The sequence below is a fragment of the Zoogloea oryzae genome, assembly GCF_030161255.1.
GTDB classification, from domain to species: domain Bacteria; phylum Pseudomonadota; class Gammaproteobacteria; order Burkholderiales; family Rhodocyclaceae; genus Zoogloea; species Zoogloea oryzae.
This window is the reverse complement of record NZ_BSPX01000002.1, coordinates 1-21,515: the sequence shown is the minus strand read 5'-3', so window position 1 is coordinate 21,515 and position 21,515 is coordinate 1. Positions and strand designations below refer to the sequence as shown.

The following is a 21,515-nucleotide window of genomic DNA, read 5'->3' as shown; positions in this document are numbered from 1 at the left end:
TGTCCCTGTTCCTTTGCTGGTGGTGCTGGCGTGTGCCTGTTCAGGCTGGGCTGGGGTGTCTGGGCGGCATGTGTGCCCGGTAATCTCATTGTTGGTGATGCATGCCAAATCATTTTCGCGGAGGTCGGGTGGTGCTGACCTTTGGCCTTCGCAGTGCTGTACTCGGCTGATCGCTGCTGTGTTGCCTTCAGCGTATGGCGTGGCTGCAGTGCCGCTTCGGGGTGGCGATGTGTCGGAAAATTTTACATACATTGTAAAATAGTGAAAAATGCATATTTTAATCCACTGATTTATCTGGGTTTTGATTTTGGCCTGATTATTGCTTAAGCATTGCGGCGCGACATGATTTTGCAATTATGTGAAGAGTCGTCAAACACGGGTCGCGTTTGGCATTGTTTTAACGTTGTTGTGTGAAATTACCTGTCCGTCGACGGCGGGCTTTGTAAAATACTGAAATATGTTGGTCGGGTTGCATCTGTATGCTCCCTGTTGTTCAAGTCGGTGCTGTGGCGGTGGCGTACGACGTTCCGTGGTGTGCAATCAAGTTTGCGTGGGCGTAAGCGCCTGCCAATAAAAGGCTGATTCGAATGTTATCGATGTCGTTGTTCCTGCTGGGTCTGATTGTTTCCGCTGTGGCGGTTTACTACAGCATCCAGGCCTCCCATCGCTTTGGGGTTGTCGATCAGCCCGGTGGTCACAAGGCGCACGACACCGTGACGCCGTTTGTGGGTGGGGTGGGCATCCTCGCGGCCATGCTCACGGGCGGCTACGTTGTCAGCCAGTATTTCCCGTCCTTCGGAGATCGGATCTACGTGTTGCTTGGCGGCGTGCTCGTTCTGTTCATCACGGGTTTTGCCGACGACATCCTGCAGCTCAACTACAAGATCCGCTTCGGCATCCAGGCTGCCGTGGGTCTGGCCATGGTGTTTCTGGGGGGGGTCGAGATTTCCGATCTCGGGCAGCTGCTCTCGGGTGATCTCCTCTCCCTAGGTTATCTCGCTGTCCCGATCACCCTGCTGGCAACCATCGGTGCCATCAACGCCCTCAACATGATCGATGGCATCGACGGGCTTTCCGGTTCCCTGTCCATCGTCAGTCTTCTGCTGATTGCTCTTGCCGTTTATATCTCGGGCGATCCGGCCTACTTTTCGTTGATCCTGATCATCGCCGGCGGGGTTGCGGGCTTTCTGTGCTTCAACCTGCGTTATCTGGGCTGGCGTCGCGCACGATGCTTCATGGGTGACAACGGCAGCATGCAGCTTGGCTTCGTGTTTGCCTGGCTCCTCTCCGATCTCTCCCAGTCAAACGAGAGCGTTCGTGCCATCACCCCCATCACCACCCTGTGGCTGTTTGCGGTGCCGCTGATCGACACCCTGTGCGTCATGCTGCGACGCATGTGGATGGGGCGCTCCCCCTTCCACGCCGACCGCAACCATCTGCATCACCTCTTCCTGCGGGCCGGTTTCCGGGTGCAGGATGCCGTGCTGGTGCTGGCGCTGGTGCAATTCTGCTTTGGGGCTATCGGCCTGCTGGGCATGTATGCCGGCGTAGACGAGCTGGTGATGCTGGCGGCCTTCCTGGTCGTGTTTGCGGTGTGCTTCTTCATCGTGCTGCGCCCGTGGCGGCTGGTGCCGCTGCTGCGGCGCATCCACCGGTCGCTCGGCATGACGTCCGTCCATGCCGTGGGTGTGCATGTGGCCGGCCTGCCGGAGCACAAGCTGGGTTCGTTTGCCGATATGCTCAACCGCTGCATCGGCCCCCATGTGGATTTCCGTTTCCGCGCCTACCACACCGAGGGTAACGCAGGCCCCGCCTGCTATGGCGTGATCCAGCTCCTTGGTGACGACCAGGATCTCACCCAGGCTCACATCAGCCGCATCATTGCCGTGCTGCGCCGAGAGGTCGGGCGCGAACCCGGCGTGAAGGTCCGCCAGTTTGTAGACCGGAAGGAAACCCACGACCGCCGCGTCGGCGAAAAGTATCGGCGCAGCGAACGCCGGGCGGGGGACCGACGCTCTACCGGCAACGCTGCGCTGATCTATCGTCTGGATAGCGCTGCCGGCGAGCCCAGCGTTGTCGCGCACGGGTGAGGGGTAGATAGTTTTGTACGACCGCATCCTCGTTGTATGCACGGGCAACATCTGCCGTAGCCCCGTAGCCGAATATCTGCTCCGCGACGCCCTTTTACGTTCCGGCCGCAAGCCCGAGGTGGCTTCGGCCGGCGTTGGTGCGCTGGTGGGTGATCCTGCCCACGAAACTGCAACCGCCATGATGGCCGCCAGGGGCATTGATCTTGCGCCGCACCGGGCCCAGCAGGCCGATGTGGCCCTGTGCCGCTGGGCCGAGCTCGTGTTGGTGATGGAAAGCCACCATCGTGAGGCGCTCACCGACATCGATCCCGCTGTTCGCGGCAAGACCTTTCTGCTGGGGCACTGGGGCAAGTTTGAAATCCCCGACCCCTACAAGCGGTCCCAGACCGTATGGGATGAGGCTGTAGGCCTCATCGACCGTGGCGTGACCGAATGGTCCCGGCGACTGTAAGGTCAATCTCAACTATCGTGTCCAATGTGTGTCTTGTGCCCTATGACGTTAACGGGGCTCAACTATCATTCGGGGTACTGTTCAAACACAATCAGTCAGGGCATCCATGAACACTATTCCTGATGGAGCATTCGCTCCCTCCATGCCTGCCAAGTCGCGTATGGCCAGCAGCCTGCTGCTGGCTATTGTGTGCGCGAGTCTGGGCGCATGTGCCGTTGTTCCCGGTGACAAGGCTTACGGCCTGCGCGACCAGCAATCTTCCGTCAAGCTGCCCGTGCGCCAGGCCGAGGCCGCCGAGCCGGTGCCGGCCAATGTGAACATCAAGCCGATCACCGCTGAGCTCATCATCGAACAGATGAAGCTCGCCGCGGCCGAGCGGCCCACCGCCACCAACACCAACCTGACCGGGCGTGGTGGCAAGCCCGCGGCCCCCAGCGCCGCCGTGCCCGATTACAAGGTAGGCCCGGGCGACGTGCTGACCATCATCGTGTGGGACCACCCCGAGCTCACCACCCCCGCCGGTCAGTACCGTTCGGCAGACCAGGCGGGTACCGTGGTAAATGAAGACGGCACCATCTACTACCCCTATGTGGGCACGCTGCAGGTGGCCGGCAAGACATCGCGCCAGATCCGCGAGATGCTGATTGCCCGCCTTGCCAAGTTCATCGAGCGGGTGCAGCTGGATGTGCGCGTCGCCGCCTTCCGCAGCCAGCGCATCTATGTGGTGGGCGAGGTGGCCAAACCGGGCCAGCTCTCCATCTCGGACGTGCCGATGACCGTGCTTGAAGCCGTCAATCAGGCCGGTGGCTTTGGCCCCGAAGCCGACCACAGCCGTGTGCTGCTCACCCGCAAGGGCACCACCTTCCGGGTGGATATCCAGGCCATGTACGAAAACGGTGCCACCGAGCAGAACGCGCTGCTTGAGCATGGCGACATCCTCAACGTGCAGGATCGCAGCTTCAACAAGATCTTTGTGCTGGGCGCCGTGCAAAAGCCCGGTTCGCTGGTCATGACCAAGAAGCGCTCCACCCTGGCCGAAGCTTTGGCCGACACTGGTTACATCGCCCAGGATCAGGCCAATCCCAAGTGGATCTACGTGATGCGCGGCGAGAGCGAAACGCCGGAGCTCTTCCACCTGGATGGTAGCTCGCCGGACGCCATGCTGCTGGCCGATCGTTTCCCGCTTCGCCCGCGTGACATCGTTTATGTGGATGCCGCCGATGTGGTGCGCTGGAACCGTGTGATGAGCAACATTCTGCCGACCGCTACTACGTTATACCAGACCAGCCTGACGAGATACCCGCTGTTTGGCGGACGCAATCCTTAACTGGCGCGCGCTGGCCCGTGCTTGGCGCGGGCCGTACTTTATCGGGGCCGATCCAGTTCGGTCGTCCAATTGAAAACAATCCTGTGTAGGGCCAACCCGATTGGCTTACTCAGCATCACGCAAACAGCAAATCGTCATGGACAACGAAAATCTCAAAGCCGCCGCGGGCATCTCCGGTCAGCAGATCGCGAATTCTAACGAAGAGCCGGAAGGATTTGCCGTAGGCGAAATCGTCGCGGTAGTGATGGAACACCGCTGGCTGGTTGCGACTGTCACCGCGGTTGCAGTCCTGCTGGGTGTTGCCTGGTCTGTCGTGTCCAAGCCGGTCTATCGGGCCGATGGGCTCATCCAAGTGGAAGAGAAGGCCAGCGGCATGTCCGCGCTTAAGGAACTACAGCCGCTTCTGGGTGACAGCACCACCGTATCGGCCGAACTCGAAATCCTAACCTCGCGCATGGTGCTCGGCCGTGTCATCGACAAACTAAAGCTCAACATCGATGTCCAGCCCAAGTATTTTCCCCTGATCGGACCGGCCATTGCCCGCCGCTATGAGGGCGAGCAACCCAACGAGCCCGTACTCGGCCTCGCCAGCTATGCATGGGGCGGCGACGTACTTCGGGTTGATGCGCTCGATGTGCCGCGGGATGCGCAAAACAAGCCTCTGACCCTCACCGCTGGCGAAAAGGGCAAGTTCGAACTCACTGATGCAGATGGCGATCTTGTATTGGCGGGTAGTGTTGGTGCCCGTGCCAACGGACGTCAGTTCTCGATCTTTGTATCCAACATCAATGCACGGCCCGGCACCCGGTTCGTTATCGTCAAACGGTCGACCGAAGCTGCTGTTGCGGCGCTGCGCCGTGATTTTGCTGCCAAGGAGCGTGGCAAGAAATCCGGCATCGTCGAAGTGAGCTTGCAGGGTGATGACGCCGACCGCAACGCCACTGTCCTCGACGACATTCTAAAGACCTATGTTCGGCAGAACGTCGAGCGTCGCTCGGCTGAAGCCGAAAACACACTCAAGTTCCTCGAAACCCAGCTCCCCACCCTCAAGCAAGAGATGGATGCGGCCGAAGCGGCCTATAACGCCTATCGCCAAAGTCGGGGCAGCCTTGATCTGAACCTAGAAACCCAGAGCGTGCTGCAATCTCTGGTTGAAGTAGACAACCAAATCGTTGCCCTCAAGCAGGAGCGGGACGAGCTGCGCCAGAGCTTCACCCCGGAGCACCCCCGTGTCCAGGCCGTTGACCAGCGTCTTGAACGCCTGCGCGAACGTCGCAAACAGTTCGACTCCGACGTAACTAAACTCCCGGATACCCAGCAGAAAGTGCTGCGCCTTGCACGCGACGTGGAAGTCTCCACTACCCTCTACACCAACCTCGTCAATACTGCCCAGCAACTCAAGGTATCCAAGGCAGGCACCGTGGGCGACGTGCGCATCATTGACGCCGCCGCGGTTGCAAGCGAGCCGGTGGGCATGAAGGCTCCTGCCAAGATTGCAATCTCCGCCCTGCTGGGCCTGATTGCCAGCCTTGGCATCGTGTGGCTCAAGCGCTCGCTCCGCGTCGTGATCGAAGATCCTGAAGTCATTGAATCGCAGCTTGGCCTGCCCGTCTATGCAACCATCCCCCACAGTGACGACGAAGTCGCGCTATTCAGCCGCACACGCAAAGGCAAGACTGGCGAACTGCTAGCGATCAGCAAGCCAGAGGACGACGCGATCGAAAGCCTGCGTGGGCTGCGAACTACCATCCATTTCGCGCTGATGGATGCCAGCCACAACTCGATCCTCATTACCGGCTCCAGCCCAGGCCTTGGCAAAAGCTTCATTTCCAAGAACCTTGGCGCCGTGCTTGCCCAAGCTGGTTCTCGCGCGGTGATCATCGACGCCGACTTGCGTCGTGGTCACATCAACAAGGAGTTTGGGCTGCGGCGGGAAGTGGGGGTGTCCGAGTATGTGGCGGGCACTGTCAAGCTTGAAGACATTGTCAAGCCGACTGCCGTGCCCAATCTGTGGGTTGTCACCACGGGGCAAATCCCCCCCAATCCTTCCGAACTGCTCATGCATCTTCGGTTTGAACAGTTGCTGCAACAGCTCGGCGAGCAGTTCGACACGCTGATCATCGATGCTCCGCCGATCCTGGCTGTGTCCGATGCTGCAATTATTGGCCGGCTTGCCGGCGCTACGTTGATGGTTGCGCGTGCTGGTCATCATCCGATTTCTGAGCTGGAGCAAGCGGTCAAGCGGCTCAATCATGCCGGTGTGCTGGTTAAGGGGTTTGTGTTCAATGATCTCAATACGGATCGCCAGCGCTATAGGTATGGTTATAAAGGTTATGTCTACAGGTATTCTTATCGCAACGCCAATGCGACCTGAGGAGCTTTTTGGTGTCGGCGCCAAGCCCATTTTGTTTTGCTGGATATAGAGTGCTATGTGCGGTCGAAATGTAAGCCGACTCTTGGACGGCCTGATTGCCTTTCAGCTAGTTACCTTATGGTTATTCTACTTTGGCCCGATTGCCTATGAGCGACCGGCTGTTGAGGGAGGGGCAGGCATCGCTGTAGTTTGTTTTCTAGCCTTGCTTAAGCTTGGGGCTCTTTCGGGGAGAAGATTCCGTTTTGCTGGGAGTAGCGGACCAACGTCTCCATTGTCGTTTTTGAGATTTAGCATTCTAACGACCATGGTGCTGGTGCCACTGACAATCTATTTTCGGTCCGGAGGTGTTGAATTAGGTACTGATCTTGGGGATATTTATAGTGCTTCGCACGCGAGAAGGCAGTCCGGTGACTCTGCAATCGAATACGTGAGAATGGTTTTTGGCTATTCATTATTCGGATTTTTGCCACTGGCCCTCATTTATTGGGAAAAAATTCTAGGCGTAGATAAGTTTTTGGTGGTGCTGTGTGTATTGTTGAATGTGTATATGTCATACGCCATGGGCGTTAACAAGTATATATTTGACGTAATAATAATTTTTTCAGCAATGTTTTATCTGTTGTGGGGCCACACCCTTTTCAACACAATCAGAGGGTGGGTTGCCTCTATGGTTATCCTCTGTAGTTTGTTCGGTGCTGGGGCTTACTTTACAGAAGGGCAGGTCACTAGGGAGGGCTCTGCCGCAGTTTCGGGTGTTAGCACATCACTTGGTGCATATTCTGAATATAATATTGACGATGGTCCGCTTCTTGTATTCTATTCAGCTATCACAACATACCTCACACAAGGGTATCGGGCGTTAGATTTATCAATGCATGAACCATTCGTGTTTACTTGGGGTGTAGGTAATTCGACGTTTCTTGCACGGCAAGCAGATCGAGTGCTCGGAAGTTCGATTCAAGATAATACATACCCGGCAAGAATTGAAAAATACGGATGGGATCGATACGTTCAATGGTCTTCATTTTATTTGTGGTGGGCTTCTGACCTGACGTATATAGGGGTTGGTATATTGATGTTTGTATTAGGTTTTCTTTATTCTTCGATCGGTAATACGCTGCTCACTAAAGGTGACGCCGCTTCAATATTGTTGTTCGCCTACTTGATAATCGTATTTTTCTATTTGTCAGCAAATAATCAGGTGATGCAGAGCGGGGAGAGCGTCGTGGGTTTTTTTTCCTTGATGATCCCCTATTTTATTAAAAGGCGATTGGTGCGGATCAGAACGTGAGCTCAGATGTAAAGCGGTTTGGTGTTGATGCATTAGTATCGGTATGCGCCTTCTTTCTTTCTGTTTTCATAGGACTCTACGTTTATCGCTTGCTTTGGAGTGCGCTATCTCCGGATGAGTTTTCTGCCTGGTTTTTGGTTTTTGAGGTATCACAGTTCCTTCTTCTTCTGGATCTAGGCTTTTCGCATCGCTTCATAGCAGACTTTAAGGACGGACATGCGGAAGGGCTTGTTGACCGGCTTAATGGACTTCGTTGTGTACTTTTATTAATAGGAATCGTTGCATTTATAGTTATATTGCTCGTGGTGTCGTTTTTTGGAGTTGGCTCAGAGCGCTTAAAGACGTCTTACATCCTCCTCGGGCTGTCTATAGCATTAACTCTATCGGGCTACGCTGAAACTGCTGCGTTGAGAGTGCAAAGGAAAAATCGGCAGATTAGTTTTTTGGCCGTTTTTTCGCAGATTTTATTTTTATGCGTGCTTATTTTCTTCAAAGAGAATATTGCTTTTGGGGTTGGCGTTGCTGTCTTTGTCCGGGCTTTTGTTACGTTTGTGTCTCAGGTAAGGCTAGTGCAAATTCCCTATCGCCCAATTTTCCATAGTTCAAGCTATCTAGGTGGCGAGGTTGTAGCGATTAATTTGGCCTATTTTTCGCTCTTTATGATCGATGCGCTACTGTTCGGACTGTCGTCGATTCCTGCTGTGGTGATAGCTGGTCTGTTGGTAGTAAAGAAGTACTTTGATCTTCTTAGGTCGCTATGGGACAATGTGTTGCCAAACGCATACTCGAGATTTGGTGAAGGTGCTGCTGACGGTTTACTCAAGATTATTTATTGGTCTTGCGCGGTTAGTTATTTTTTTGCGAGTGCGTGCTCTGGCTGGTTAATACCGTTTTGGATGGAAGGATTTAAATCAGATCCTATTCTTAGCCTTTCTTTGGGTTTTTCTTTTTTTGCTGTATCTCTATTTAGAGTATTTACACTGAGAATGTATTACCTCGGGCGGGCTAGATCACGTTTTGCTTTGGTTGTTGCCTTGTCGGCCAAGTTCGTTTTTGCTTTAGCCTTAATTTTCCATTTGCTCGATGTCTTCGCTGCTTACTTAGTTCAGGGCTTGATTATTATGTCTTTTCTATATTTGTATTCATTGGTTCCTGGTGGTGAAAAAAATAACTGACGCTGAGATATCAATTAATTTTCATCTAAAGTGGGGCTTATTTTGGCAAGAATTATGATGGTAGGGCACTTTTCTCCTAGCGTCAGCGTATTGGGGAAGGGGAGCTCTGTTGCCGGGAGTCAGGTTCAAGCGCAGATCGTCGCGGAGTTGGTCGCGTCTGCAGGAGAGTGTAACGTACTGTGCTGTGCGATGCCGTCGTTGCCGCATTGGCCTAAAGGGCCCCTTTTCTCACGAAAACAAGAAGAGAGAAATATTGTATTTCCTTTTTATTTAAATGTTCCTGTCCTTAAGCATCTTATTTTTTCGTTGATGTTGTTGTTTGAGGCCTTTCGGTTCGGGCCGAAAGTGTGCATTCAATACAATTCTTTCGTTTTCGAAAATTGGGCGCTACTGCTTTATAGGTTCTTGTCGTCACGAGTGTCGCTGGCTGTCCTCATTCAGGATGTACATGCAGGGTCCAGATCGAGGTTTTTTTCAAAGAAATGGTTTCGATCTTTATCTGAGAGAGTTAGTCTTTTCTTTGCAAAGAGCTTTGATTTAATAGTTCCTATTAGTGTGGCAATTGTCGATGACTTTGGGTTTTCCCCTGAAAAATGCTTTGTCTTTCAGGGGGGGGTTACAAAGTTTGCGTCTGAATTAATGAGTAAAGGTCGTGTGAATTTGGACGAGATGGCCGTTTTTGCGGGCGCGCTGGAGTCTCACAATGGCGTAGATAAATTGGTGCGGCAGTGGATACAGTACGATATTAATTATCCCCTCCATGTTTTTGGGCGAGGAAGTTTGGAGAAAGAGATTCGTGATATGGCTGAGCGTAGTGAATGGGTTTTTTTTCACGGCTTGGTTTCTGAGGCTGAGGTCGCTCAGTGGCAAGCCCGATCCCTCTGGAATTTTTGCTTGCGCTATAGCATAGGACTCAATCAGAGATATTTCTTTCCCTCTAAGTTTTTTAATATTGCGGCTGCCCCTGGGGGGGTCATTGTGAACAATCTATACGGTCTGCCAGATGTATTGAGGCCGTATCTTTCCGTCGTAGATGAGGGGCTTACGCAGCTTAAGAGTGCATTGGATAAGGCTCGTGTTCTAGGGGAGGCTGAGTTTGTAAAAGAGCGTCATGAGCTTCTTCGAGATTCTTACAGTTGGCGAGCTTGTATTCTTACTATTTTAAGTCGATTGTCAGTTGATAAGTAAATTTTCATAGTTTAATGAGATGTTTTAAATTTTGCTGAATTTTTCTTATGCTTTTGGGTTGGTTGGTTAATTAAAATTAAGGAAGCTTTGAGCTGAAATTTCAGATTCTATTTGGCTGTTTGTTTTTGGCTTGGGGTGGTTTCTCATTAATTTCCAATCTTTGAATTTGTCTTGAAGTCAATAAAGAGAAGGGTTTGACGCCTTCTTGGATATTGTGGGTTTTAAGGTATGAAGAAGATTTTTGTCCTCGCCCCATATTTTTGGCCTGCAAAAAAGGCTGGTGGGCCGGTCAAATCAATGGGTGCTATTGTAGAGCTACTTTCGACTAATGCCGAGGTTAAGGTTCTCACGCAAGCTTACGATGTTGGATCGAAAACAGTTATGGGTGATGTTGTCCCAGATAGTTGGATTCGTCTGCCCCAGTGTAGTGTCTATTATTCTAGTGGTTCTTTGAAAGTATTGATGCAAATAGTCGCTGCTGGAAGGGTTAAGGACACGGATGTCGTTTTTTACTTGAATAGTTTTTTTGCTTTCACACTTAGTATCCTTTTTTTTATTTTAAAGCGGTTCGGTTTTGTAAAGGCATCGTCGAAAGTCATCTTGGCGCCTAGGGGGGAATTTTCTGAAGGTGCGTTGATGCTCAAGCCACTTAAAAAAAGGGTCTTTATTTCGCTCAGTAAGCTCGCACGTCTGCACGATGGAATAACTTGGCATGCCACTAGTGATGAGGAATCTAAAGACATAGCGAGAGTGTTTGGCGATGGCGTGACTGTTCGCGTGGCGCCCAATATCGTTGATATGAGAATTCGCCAGAAGGTATTCGAAACTAAAAAGGAGGGGGGGCGCCTCAAGTTAATTTTTCTTTCTAGAATTTCACCAAAAAAAAATCTTGAGTATGCTTTGAAGATTTTGATGAGTGTCAGGGCTGAAGTTGCCTTCGATATTTACGGTCCTAAAGAGGATAATGATTACTGGATTTGCTGTGAAGAGTTAATAAAAAAACTTCCAAGTAATGTTGTAGTCAGGTATATGGGGCCGGTGGATGTTGATGAAGTTCCGGATGTGATCGCGCGCTACCATCTTTTTATTTTGCCGACCTTGGGTGAGAACTTTTGCCACGCAATTGCGGAAGCTTTGCAGTGCGGTTGTCCTGTGTTAGTCAGTGACCAGACGCCGTGGCGTGGATTGGCGGAGCAAGGTGTTGGTTGGGATATTCCACTTGCTAATTCGAGCGGATTCTCAGAGGTGGTTGAGTTTATGGCAGGAATGGGTGATGAGAGTTTTGGAGGGATGAGACTGAAGATTAAGGACTACATTTCAGAGAAGGTTCTTCAATCTGATGCAAGCGCGATGACGTTGCGTGTCTTTGATTTTTCTAATAGCTGAGAATTGCTGCTCTAAATCTTGATTTTTGAGGTTGAAATGTTCAATAACAGTACACTTTTGATTACTGGTGGCACCGGATCCTTCGGCAACGCCGTCCTCCGTCGCTTCCTCAATACCGACATCGGCGAAATCCGCATTTTCTCCCGGGACGAGAAGAAGCAGGACGACATGCGGAAGCTCTACAACAACCGCAAGCTGAAGTTCTACATCGGCGACGTGCGCGATCCGCAATCCATCGCCGCGGCCATGCGTGGTGTCGATTACGTGTTCCACGCCGCCGCGCTCAAGCAGGTTCCGTCTTGCGAATTCCACCCCATGCAGGCGGTGCGCACCAATGTGCTCGGCACCGAGAACATGATCGAGGCGGCAATTGCCAACAAGGTGAAGCGCGTTGTGTGCCTGTCCACCGACAAGGCGGTGTATCCGATCAACGCCATGGGCATCTCCAAGGCGATGATGGAAAAGGTGATGGTTGCCGCGTCCCGCAACCTGGAAGGCACTGGCACCGTAGTGTGCGGCACCCGTTACGGCAACGTGATGGCGTCGCGCGGTTCGGTGATTCCGCTGTTTGTGGATCAGGTGCTCAATGGCAAGCCCATCACCATCACCGATCCCAACATGACCCGCTTCATGATGACGCTGGATGATGCGGTGGATCTGGTGCTCTACGCCTTCCAGCACGGCAACAATGGCGACATCTTTGTGCAAAAGGCCCCGGCCGCCACGGTGGATGTGCTCACCAAATCCATTCTTGGCCTGATGAAGAAGCCGGATCACGAAGTCCGCATCATCGGCACCCGCCACGGCGAGAAGCTCTATGAAGCGCTGCTCAGCCGAGAAGAGCGCGCCTGCGCCGAGGATCTGCCGGGTTATTTCCGCGTGCCGGCCGACGGCCGCGATCTCAACTACGACAAGTTTGTGGAAGAGGGCGAGCAGAAGATTACCGAGGCTGTAGAGTACACCTCCCATAACACCGAACGCCTGGACGTGGATGGCATGACCCAGCTGCTGCTCAAGCTGGATTTCATGCAGAAGATCGCACGCGGCGAAAAGGCCGAGGCGCAGGACTAAGCCGCCATGCGTATCGTGATTACCGGCGCCGACGGTTTCATCGGCCGCAACCTATCCGTTCGCCTGGGCGAGCTTGGGCATACCGACATTGCGCGCATCACCCTCGATTCGTCCGATGCTGATCTGAAGGCCGCGCTCAAAGGGGCTGATTTTGTTTATCACCTGGCGGGCATCAATCGTCCCAAGGATGTAAGCGAGTTTGCCACCGGCAATGCCGGCCTTACCGAAACCGTGTGCAGCCTGCTGGCCGAGTACGGCAACAAGGCGCCGGTGGTCCTGTCGTCCTCCACCCAGGCCGCGCTCGATAACCCGTATGGGGTCAGCAAGCGTGCTGCCGAGGATGCGGTGTTCGAGCATGGCACGCAAAACGGCTCTCCGGCCTATGTGTTCCGCCTGACCAATGTGTTTGGCAAGTGGTCACAGCCCAATTACAACTCTGCGGTGGCCACCTTCTGCCACAACATCGCTCGCGGGCTGGAGATCAAGGTGAATGATCCCGCCGCACCGCTCAAGCTGGTGTACATAGACGATGTGGTCGAGGCTTTTGTCGGCCTGCTGCAGTCGCCCGGCACGCCCAGCGGCTTTGTGCCCGCCGGTCCGGAATACGACTCCACCGTTGGTCAGGTGGCCGATACGATCCGTGGGTTTGCGGCCAGCCGCGCATCGATGATTACCGATCGTGTGGGCACCGGCCTGGTGCGGGCGCTGTATTCCACCTATCTGAGCTTCCTGCCCACCGAGTCGTTTGCTTACAGCGTGGTCAAGCATTCCGATCCGCGCGGCGATTTCGTCGAGATGCTCAAGACCCCGGATTGCGGCCAGTTCTCGTACTTTACGTCGCATCCCGGCGTCACTCGTGGCGAGCACTATCACCACACCAAGACCGAGAAGTTCATGGTGCTCAAGGGCACGGCGCATTTCGGCTTCCGCCATATCGTCACCGGCGAGCACTACGAGCTGGTTACCAAGGGTGGTGAGGGCCGGATCGTTGAAACGGTGCCGGGCTGGACGCACAACATTACGAATATCGGCGACGACGAGATGATCGTCATGCTGTGGGCTAACGAGATATTCGATCGTGAAAAGCCCGATACGTTTGCCAACAAGGTGAAGCAATGAAGAAGCTGAAGGTGGTGTCGGTTGTCGGCACCCGTCCCGAGATCATCCGTCTGTCCCGCGTGCTGGCAAAGCTGGATGACTATTGTGAACACGTGTTGGTGCACACCGGCCAAAACTACGACTACGAGCTGAACCAGATCTTTTTTGAAGATCTGGGCGTGCGCAAGCCCGATCACTTCCTCAACGCGGCCGGTGCAACCGGCGCCGAGACCATCGGCAAGGTGGTGATTGCGGTCGATCAGGTGCTGGCGGAGGAGACGCCGGACGCCATGCTGGTGCTGGGTGATACCAACAGCTGCATTTCGGTGCTGCCCGCCAAGCGCCGCAAGATCCCCACCTTCCACATGGAAGCTGGCAACCGCTGCTTCGACATGCGCGTGCCCGAGGAGATCAACCGCCGTATCGTCGACCACACGGCCGACATCAACCTCACCTACAGCACCATCGCCCGCGATTACCTGCTGCGTGAGGGCCTGCCGCCCGACATGGTCATCAAGACCGGCAGCCCGATGTTCGAAGTGCTGACCCACTACCGCGACGGTATCGAGGCATCCGATGTGCTGGAGCGCCTGGGCCTCAAGGCTCGTGAGTTCTTTGTGGTGAGCGCCCACCGGGAAGAGAACATCGATTCCGAGAAGAACTTCACCAATCTGGTTGCCACCCTTAATGCCGTGGCCGATAAGTACCAGATGCCGGTGATCGTCTCGACCCACCCGCGCACCCAGAAGCGTGTGGATGCGATGGGCGCAAAGTTCCATCCGCTCGTCCGCCTGCTCAAGCCCCTGGGCTTCAAGGATTACAACAAGCTGCAGCTCAACGCCAAGGCGGTGCTGTCGGATAGCGGCACGATCAACGAAGAGTCGTCGATCCTCAACTTCCCGGCACTCAACATTCGTGATGCCCACGAGCGCCCCGAAGGTATGGAAGAGGCGGCCGCCATGATGGTCGGCATGAACACCGAGCGCGTCATGCAGGGGCTGGCAATCCTGGAGGATCAGCCCAGCGGCGAGACCCGTCTGCTCCGTCAGGTGGGCGATTACAGCATGCCCAACGTGTCCGACAAGGTCGTCCGGATCATCCACAGCTATACCGATTACGTGAATCGGGTGGTCTGGAAGAAGTACTGAGGGCCAGGGTTCAATGCGTATAGCCTTGATCGCGGATGCCTATCCGCCGCTGCGCTCATCGGGGGCAGTACAGCTCAGGGATCTGTCCCGTGAGTTCGTCCGACAGGGGCACGATATTACCGTCATCGTGCCATCTGCGAGCCTTGGCACTCCGTGGGCGCTCGAAACGCTGGATGGCGTTCAGGTCCTCCGCGTCAAGGCTATGCAGACTCGTGACACCAGTTACGTGTGGCGCACGCTGGCCGAACTTGCGCTGTCTCATTTCGTCCGCAAGGGGCTGGAGGCCAGCCCCTTGCGGGACGTGAAATGGGACGCGGTTGTCTGGTATTCGCCCACGATCTTTTTTGGTCGGGCTGTTGCTTGGCTCAAGGCGAGAAGCCGCTGCCCCAGCTATCTCATCATCCGCGACATCTTTCCCGAGTGGGCGGTCGATCTCGGGCTGATGGGGCGTGGGCCGGTGTACAAGTTCTTCAAGTACTTCGAGCAGGTTCAGTACGCGGCTGCCGACACCATTGGTGTTCAGTCCCACGCGGGGCTGCCTTATTTCGCCGAATGGTCCCGCCAGCCTGGCCGCCGTCTCGAGGTGCTGCAGAACTGGCTTGCCCCGGCCGAGAACATGGGCTGCTCGATTCAGGTGAGCGAAACCCATCTGGCCGGGCGGCGCATCTTCGTATACGCCGGTAACATGGGCGCGGCCCAGTCGATGGACATGGTGCTCGGGCTTGCTGATCGCCTCAAGGATCGTACCGACGTGGGCTTCATGTTCGTAGGCCGAGGGTCGGATGTTGCGCGCCTTCGTGCGCTGGCCGAAGAGATGCAGTTGCCGAACGTGCTTTTCCATGACGAGATTGATCCGACCGAGGTTCCCGGGCTACTCGCCCAGTGCCATGTTGGTCTCGTCATGCTCGATCCGCGGCACAAGACGCACAACGTCCCGGGCAAGTTCCTCACCTATATGCAGGCGGGCCTGCCTGTACTGGCGCGCATCAACGCCGGAAACGATCTGTGCGACCTCATTGCACGGGAAGGGGTTGGGAAGGCCTATGTGGGCGAGTCACTGTCGGAGTTCGCAGACTTGGGCATGGCCTTGTTTGAAGAGCAGGACAAATCTGGAATGTCTACTCGGGCTAAAGCACTTTCTGAGTCGTTGTATTCATCGCGAGCGGCTGTGGATCAGATTGTAAGAAATTTGAAGAGCTACACAAAATAACTATTCTTGAGGTGTGATGTGGCAAAAGGCATGATCCTGGCGGCGGGGCAGGGGACACGAGTAAAACCGCTAACCAAGAATATTCCGAAACCGATGGTTCCGTTGTTGGGCAAGCCATTGCTGGAGTACCTGATTGAGCATCTCTCCCGTCATGGAATTCGCGAGGTCATGATCAATGTCGCATTCAATCACTACAAGATTGAAAGCTACTTTGGCGATGGACATCGCTGGGGGGTTGAGATCGGGTACTCCTACGAAGGTGGCCGAGACCATGGGGACATCGTGCCCAAGGCCCTGGGGTCTGCCGGAGGAATGCGAAAGATCCAGGATTTCGGGGGATTCTTCGACGAGACGACGTTGGTGCTCTGTGGCGATGCTATTGTTGACCTCGACATTCAGGCTGCGCTTGCCGAGCACAAGGCCAAGGGGGCGCTTGCCAGCGTTGTGACGGTTGATGTTCCGCGTGAGCAGGTTAAGAACTATGGGGTCGTTGTCACAGACAGCGACGGTCGCGTGGTCTCGTTTCAGGAGAAGCCCTCTCCGGAAGAGGCGAAGTCGACGCTGGCCAGTACAGGGATTTACATTTTTGAGCCGGAAATTCTCGACTTGATTCCTCAGGGCTGCGAATTTGACATCGGCAGTCAGTTGTTCCCGATGTTGGTGGAGAAGGGGATTCCTTTCTACGCTCAGCGGCAGTCGTTCAATTGGATTGATATCGGTCGCCTGACAGACTACTGGGATGTGCTTCAGCGTGTGCTTCGTGGTGAGGTGTCACAGATGCACATGCCGGGCAAGCAGATTCGCCCAGGCGTGTGGGTTGGGCTCAATACGTCGATCGCTTGGGATAGCGTACAGATTGTTGGGCCGGTTTATATCGGATCGAATGTAAGGATCGACCCCGGCGCATCGATCATTGGTCCTTCTTGGATTGGCCACGGGTGCCATGTGAAATCTTCGGCGCGGCTCGAACGAAGCATTCTTTTTGAGTACACCCGTGTGAGTGAGGGTTGTACGGTTGCCGAGCGCATCTTGTCTCCGCAATATTGCGTTGAGCGGTCAGGTAAGACGACTTACGTGGGTGAGGACGGGGTAAGTCTGCGTTGGGGGGATGCCAGAGGCTGAGTGCCTGCTGTCAAGCCGCACGAGACTCTTTTGCGCGGATTCTGGCTGCGAAGTGTGTTGATTCAAATCGAGTAACAGTGTCACGGTAACGGCGTAAGAACTCTTGTATAGTGCTACACAAGTTTGCAATTGTCTGTAGTGCGTGTCCTTATGTTGATTACCGAAACTGCTGCCTGGAAAGAGTTGTCCGTTCTGCGGGACATCTTTGCGTTCCGTCATCTTCGTGATTTATTTGCGAGGGATGGTGCGCGGTTTTCTCAGATGTCCTTGGAGCTCAATGGCCTGTTGGTTGACTTTTCCAAACAGCGCCTTGATGGTCACGTCCTGCGCCTGCTTGTTGATCTGGCGCGGGACGCTGATCTTGCTGGTTGGCGTGATCGGCTGTTTGGTGGCGAGAAGATCAATGTGAGTGAGCACCGCGCCGTACTGCACCCGGCGCTGCGTCATTTAAAGCTGTCGCCGTTTCCTTCCGCGAGTGTCGATGTGATGCCGGAAGTGCGCTCAGTACGTGCGCAGATGCGGCAGTTTTCAGACAAGGTTCGCTCCGGCTTGTGGCGGGGGTTCTCGGGAGAGGCCATCCGGGATGTCGTGAACATCGGCATCGGGGGCTCGGATCTCGGCCCCAAGATGGTTGTGCGTGCGCTCTCGGCGTATCAGCGACCTGGGCTCAGGCTTCACTTCGTTTCCAATCTCGATAGTGCGCAGCTTGGACCGTTGCTGGATTCACTGGATCCGAAGACGACGCTCTTTGTGGTTGCCAGCAAGACTTTCACGACTCAGGAGACCATGCGTAATGCCCACACCGCTCGCCAGTGGTTATGTGCAGCGGCGGGGGAGTCGGCAGGTCGTGCGCTGCCCCTTCACTTTGTTGCGGTGACATCAGCCGTTGATAGAGCCGCAGTATTTGGCCTGCCGCCCGAGAATCTGTTTCGTATGTGGGATTGGGTGGGGGGGCGCTATTCCCTGTGGTCGGCTGTTGGTTTGCCCATAGCATTGGCGGTCGGGATGAATGGTTTTGAGCGCCTGCTCGCCGGGGCCGAGGCGATGGATGAGCATTTCCGGGAGGCGTCCTTCGAGCGGAACCTACCGGTCTTGATGGCTTTGATCGGCATCTGGAACACCAATTTCCTTGGCGCTGGAACAAGTGCCGTGCTCCCCTATCACGAGTCGCTGCGGTTTCTTCCATCGTTTCTACAGCAACTGGAGATGGAGTCCAACGGAAAAACGGTTGGGCGGGACGGCCGCCCTCTGAGCTGCCAGGCCAACCCCATTGTGTGGGGGGAGATTGGATCCAACGGGCAGCACGCATTCTTCCAGTTGCTCCATCAGGGGGGGTGGCTCGTTCCGTGCGATTTCATTGCCAGCGCGCAGAGTGATTTTCCCCTGCCAGACCATCAGGCACCCTTGATGGCAAATTTTCTTGCGCAGAGTTCGGCGCTGGCCTTTGGAAAGTCTGAAGCCGAAGCACGCGCAGAACTGGAGGCCGCAGGGGTTCCGGTTGAGCACATGGCGGCGCTGCTTCCGCACAAGGTATTTGCTGGCAATCAACCTTCGACGACGATCATTCTTCCCCGCCTTGATCCCCACAGCCTCGGCATGTTGATTGCGCTCTATGAGCATAAGGTGTTTGTTCAGGGCGTGATCTGGGGTATCAATTCCTTTGACCAGTGGGGTGTCGAGCTGGGCAAGCAGCTTGCTGGTCGATTGTTGCCGGCGCTAAAGGGCGAGGGAGGGCTGGAGGGGCTCGATCAGTCGACCCGTGCGTTGATTGCGTGGTGTCGGGAGCGCGGGGATTTCTAGGGAGTATTTGGATACGGTAAGCCCTAAGGTCGCTTTAAGGCTTTTGGGTGCTTGGTGATAAAGGTTAAATAGAGGATTGCAATGAAGATCGCGATTGCTGGGACTGGTTATGTTGGGTTGTCTAATGCGGTACTCCTCGCGCAACACAATGAAGTTGTGGCGCTGGATATCGTGGCGGAGAAGGTGGAGATGCTCAATCGCCGAGAGTCTCCGATTGAGGATAAGGAAATTGAGGAGTTTCTGCGCGACAAACCGTTGAATCTTCGGGCAACGCTAGATAAACAGGAGGCCTATGAAGCCGCGGATGTGGTCATCATTGCCACCCCTACCGATTACGATCCGGAGACTAACTATTTCAATACCAACTCCATCGAGGCGGTCATTCGTGACGTGATGGCCATCAATCCGAAGGCGATGATGGTCATCAAATCCACCGTCCCCGTCGGCTACACGGTTAGGGCGCGGCAGCAGTTTTCATGCGAAAACCTCGTTTTTTCGCCGGAATTCTTGCGAGAGGGGCGTGCTTTATACGACAACTTATATCCGTCGCGCATTATCGTCGGCGAGCGTTCGGATCGGGCTGCGATGTTCGCTGGTTTGTTGCGCCAAGGCGCGATCAAGCAGGATGTTGCGGTGTTGTACACCGACAGCACCGAGGCAGAGGCAATCAAGCTATTTGCCAACACTTATCTTGCGATGCGTGTTGCATTCTTTAATGAGCTTGATACATACGCTGCAACCCATGGGTTAGACACGCGGCAGATTGTCGATGGCGTCAGTCTGGATCCTCGCATCGGGGCGCACTACAACAACCCGAGCTTTGGATATGGCGGCTACTGCCTCCCCAAAGATACGAAGCAGTTGTTGGCCAACTATCGGGATGTCCCGCAGAATCTCATTCATGCAATTGTCGAATCCAATACCACCCGGAAGGATTTTATTGCCGACGATATCATCCGTCGCCAGCCCAAGACGGTTGGAGTCTACCGCTTGATCATGAAGGCCGGATCAGACAATTTCCGTGCTTCGAGCATCCAGGGGATCATGAAGCGGATCAAGGCGAAGGGCATCGAGGTGATAGTCTATGAGCCTGTGCTTAAGGAAGGGGAGTTCTTTCATTCTCGTGTTGTTAACGATTTGAGTACTTTTAAGCAGCAGGCTGATGTCATTATTGCCAATCGTCGAACCGAGGCGCTGGATGACGTCCAGGATAAGGTCTATACCCGGGATCTGTTTGGTAGCGATTGATTTGTTTGGAAAGGGTGTTGCTATCGGAGCTAGTTCGGGCTCTGGTGGGGCCGCGGACGTATTTATCTGCCGGGCAGCTCTTGGTGGTAAGCGTTGGAGTTCAGAGCGGGTTCTTTTGGACTGAAGTCCGAGCATGGGCACAAAACAAAAACGGCGACAGGATTGCTCCGGTCGCCGTTTTTTTGCGCTGGGGTCCCGCTCAGAACGGCAGCTTCACCCCCGGCCACACGCCTTCGATGGCGCGGCGGAAGTCGGCCTGGATGCGCTCGATGGCGGCCTGGTTGTCGGCCTCGAAGCGCAGCACAACCACCGGGGTGGTGTTGGACGGACGGGCGAGGCCGAAACCGTCGGCGTATTCGACGCGCACGCCGTCGATGGTGAGGATGCTCTCGGCGCCCTCAAACTTCGCCTCGGCCTTGAGTTTATCCACCAGCGCGAAGGGCTCGCCTTCGTTCATCTTGATGTTGAGCTCCGGCGTGCTGGTGGCGTTGGGCAGGTTCTTCAGCACCGGGTTGGCGTCCGGCTGGCGGGACACGATCTCCAGCAGGCGGGCGCCGGTGTAGAGGCCGTCGTCAAAGCCGTACCAGCGCTCCTTGAAGAACACGTGGCCGCTCATCTCGCCGGCCAGCGGGGCGCCGGTTTCCTTCAGCTTGGCCTTCACCAGCGCGTGGCCGGTGTTCCACATGGTGGGCTTGCCGCCGCGATCCTTGATCCAGCCGGCGAGGTTGCGGGTGCATTTCACGTCGTAGATGATCTCGCCACCGGGCACGCGGGACAGCACATCCTCGGCGAACAGCATCAGCTGACGATCCGGGAAGATGATCTCGCCGTCCTTCGTCACCACGCCCAGCCGGTCGCCGTCGCCGTCGAAGGCGAGGCCGATCTCGGCGTCGGTTTCCTTCAGCGCGCGGATCACGTCGGCGAGGTTCTCGGGCTTGGACGGGTCCGGGTGGTGGTTGGGGAAATTGCCATCCACTTCGCAGAAGAGTTCCACCAGCTCGCAGCCCAGGCGCTTGAAGAGCTCCGGGGCGACGGCACCAGCTACGCCGTTGCCGCAGTCCATCACCACCTTCATGGGGCGGGAAAGCTTCACGTCGCCGACGATCTTCTCTACGTACGCCGGCACCACATCGGCGTGGGTGAGCTTGCCCGGCACGGCGGCGGTGACGAGGTTGCCGTCGATGATGCGCTGGCGCAGGGCCTGGATCAGCTCGCCGAAGAGCGTCTGGCCGCCCAGCACCATTTTCAGGCCGTTGTAGTCCGGCGGGTTGTGGCTGCCAGTGACGGAGACGCAGGAGTTCGTGCCGAGTTCATACGCGGCGAAGTAGGTGAGCGGGGTGGGCACGCAGCCCACGTCCACCACATCAACCCCGGCGGCGCGGATGCCGTCGGCGAGCGCACCGGCGAGCTCGGGGCCCGACAGGCGGCCGTCGCGGCCCACCGCGATGGCCTGCTGGCCGCGGGCGACGGCTTCGGAACCGAGGGCGTGGCCGATGGCGCGCACGGCTTCGGCGGTCAGCGTCTTGTCGACGATGC

Annotated in this window: 16 protein-coding genes; 15 read left to right on the top strand and 1 reads right to left on the bottom strand. The window is 55.4% G+C overall.

Features of this window, described 5'->3' with window-relative positions; translation table 11 throughout:
* Positions 1-596: 596 nt before the first annotated feature.
* From QQK25_RS01120 to QQK25_RS01050, 15 genes are all read left to right on the top strand, one after another.
* Positions 597-2,090 (top strand): MraY family glycosyltransferase, encoded by a 1,494-nt coding sequence (locus QQK25_RS01120; protein WP_284186361.1) that lies wholly within the window; start codon positions 597-599, stop codon positions 2,088-2,090.
* A 13-nt stretch (positions 2,091-2,103) separates the two neighbouring features.
* Positions 2,104-2,541, top strand: a complete 438-nt coding sequence (locus QQK25_RS01115) for a low molecular weight protein-tyrosine-phosphatase (RefSeq protein ID WP_284186360.1) — start codon at positions 2,104-2,106, stop codon at positions 2,539-2,541.
* A gap of 142 nt (positions 2,542-2,683) precedes the next feature.
* Positions 2,684-3,868 (top strand): polysaccharide export protein, encoded by a 1,185-nt coding sequence (locus tag QQK25_RS01110; protein ID WP_284186359.1) that lies wholly within the window; start codon positions 2,684-2,686, stop codon positions 3,866-3,868.
* A gap of 136 nt (positions 3,869-4,004) precedes the next feature.
* Entirely contained in the window at positions 4,005-6,242 is a 2,238-nt protein-coding gene (locus QQK25_RS01105) for a polysaccharide biosynthesis tyrosine autokinase (protein ID WP_284186358.1), read from the top strand.
* 82 nt (positions 6,243-6,324) lie between these two features.
* Positions 6,325-7,533, top strand: coding sequence for a hypothetical protein (locus QQK25_RS01100; RefSeq protein ID WP_284186357.1), 1,209 nt, complete (start codon positions 6,325-6,327; stop codon positions 7,531-7,533).
* Complete coding sequence (locus QQK25_RS01095) at positions 7,530-8,708, top strand: polysaccharide biosynthesis protein (protein WP_284186356.1); 1,179 nt, start codon at positions 7,530-7,532, stop codon at positions 8,706-8,708. The genes QQK25_RS01100 and QQK25_RS01095 overlap by 4 nt, the downstream gene beginning before the upstream one ends.
* Before the next feature lie 189 nt (positions 8,709-8,897).
* The gene (locus QQK25_RS01090) at positions 8,898-9,896 is read left to right on the top strand and encodes a glycosyltransferase family protein (RefSeq protein ID WP_284186355.1); all 999 of its coding nucleotides are present in this window, start codon (positions 8,898-8,900) and stop codon (positions 9,894-9,896) included.
* Positions 9,897-10,124: 228 nt separating this feature from the next.
* Positions 10,125-11,282 carry a glycosyltransferase gene (locus QQK25_RS01085; protein ID WP_284186354.1) on the top strand — a complete coding sequence of 386 codons (1,158 nt, stop codon included), beginning with the start codon at positions 10,125-10,127 and terminating at the stop codon, positions 11,280-11,282.
* 36 nt (positions 11,283-11,318) lie between these two features.
* Positions 11,319-12,353, top strand: a complete 1,035-nt coding sequence (locus QQK25_RS01080; RefSeq protein ID WP_284186353.1) for a polysaccharide biosynthesis protein — start codon at positions 11,319-11,321, stop codon at positions 12,351-12,353.
* Positions 12,354-12,359: 6 nt separating this feature from the next.
* Positions 12,360-13,472, top strand: coding sequence for a UDP-2-acetamido-2,6-beta-L-arabino-hexul-4-ose reductase (gene wbjC, locus QQK25_RS01075; RefSeq protein ID WP_284186352.1), 1,113 nt, complete (start codon positions 12,360-12,362; stop codon positions 13,470-13,472).
* Complete coding sequence (gene wecB, locus QQK25_RS01070; protein WP_284186351.1) at positions 13,469-14,599, top strand: non-hydrolyzing UDP-N-acetylglucosamine 2-epimerase; 1,131 nt, start codon at positions 13,469-13,471, stop codon at positions 14,597-14,599. The genes wbjC and wecB overlap by 4 nt, the downstream gene beginning before the upstream one ends.
* A gap of 25 nt (positions 14,600-14,624) precedes the next feature.
* Positions 14,625-15,809, top strand: a complete 1,185-nt coding sequence (locus QQK25_RS01065; RefSeq protein ID WP_284186350.1) for a glycosyltransferase family 4 protein — start codon at positions 14,625-14,627, stop codon at positions 15,807-15,809.
* Positions 15,810-15,827: 18 nt separating this feature from the next.
* Positions 15,828-16,931, top strand: a complete 1,104-nt coding sequence (locus QQK25_RS01060; RefSeq protein ID WP_284186349.1) for a nucleotidyltransferase family protein — start codon at positions 15,828-15,830, stop codon at positions 16,929-16,931.
* Positions 16,932-17,081: 150 nt separating this feature from the next.
* Complete coding sequence (pgi, locus tag QQK25_RS01055; protein ID WP_284186348.1) at positions 17,082-18,731, top strand: glucose-6-phosphate isomerase; 1,650 nt, start codon at positions 17,082-17,084, stop codon at positions 18,729-18,731.
* Between the two features lie 81 nt (positions 18,732-18,812).
* A complete protein-coding gene (locus QQK25_RS01050) occupies positions 18,813-19,979 on the top strand; it encodes a nucleotide sugar dehydrogenase (protein WP_284186347.1) in 1,167 nt (388 codons plus the stop codon).
* A gap of 199 nt (positions 19,980-20,178) precedes the next feature.
* Here QQK25_RS01050 and QQK25_RS01045 read toward each other — a convergent pair whose 3' ends face one another.
* On the bottom strand, positions 20,179-21,513 hold the full coding sequence (locus tag QQK25_RS01045; protein WP_284186346.1) for a phosphomannomutase/phosphoglucomutase: 1,335 nt from the start codon (positions 21,511-21,513) through the stop codon (positions 20,179-20,181).
* Between the last annotated feature and the right edge of the window lie 2 nt (positions 21,514-21,515).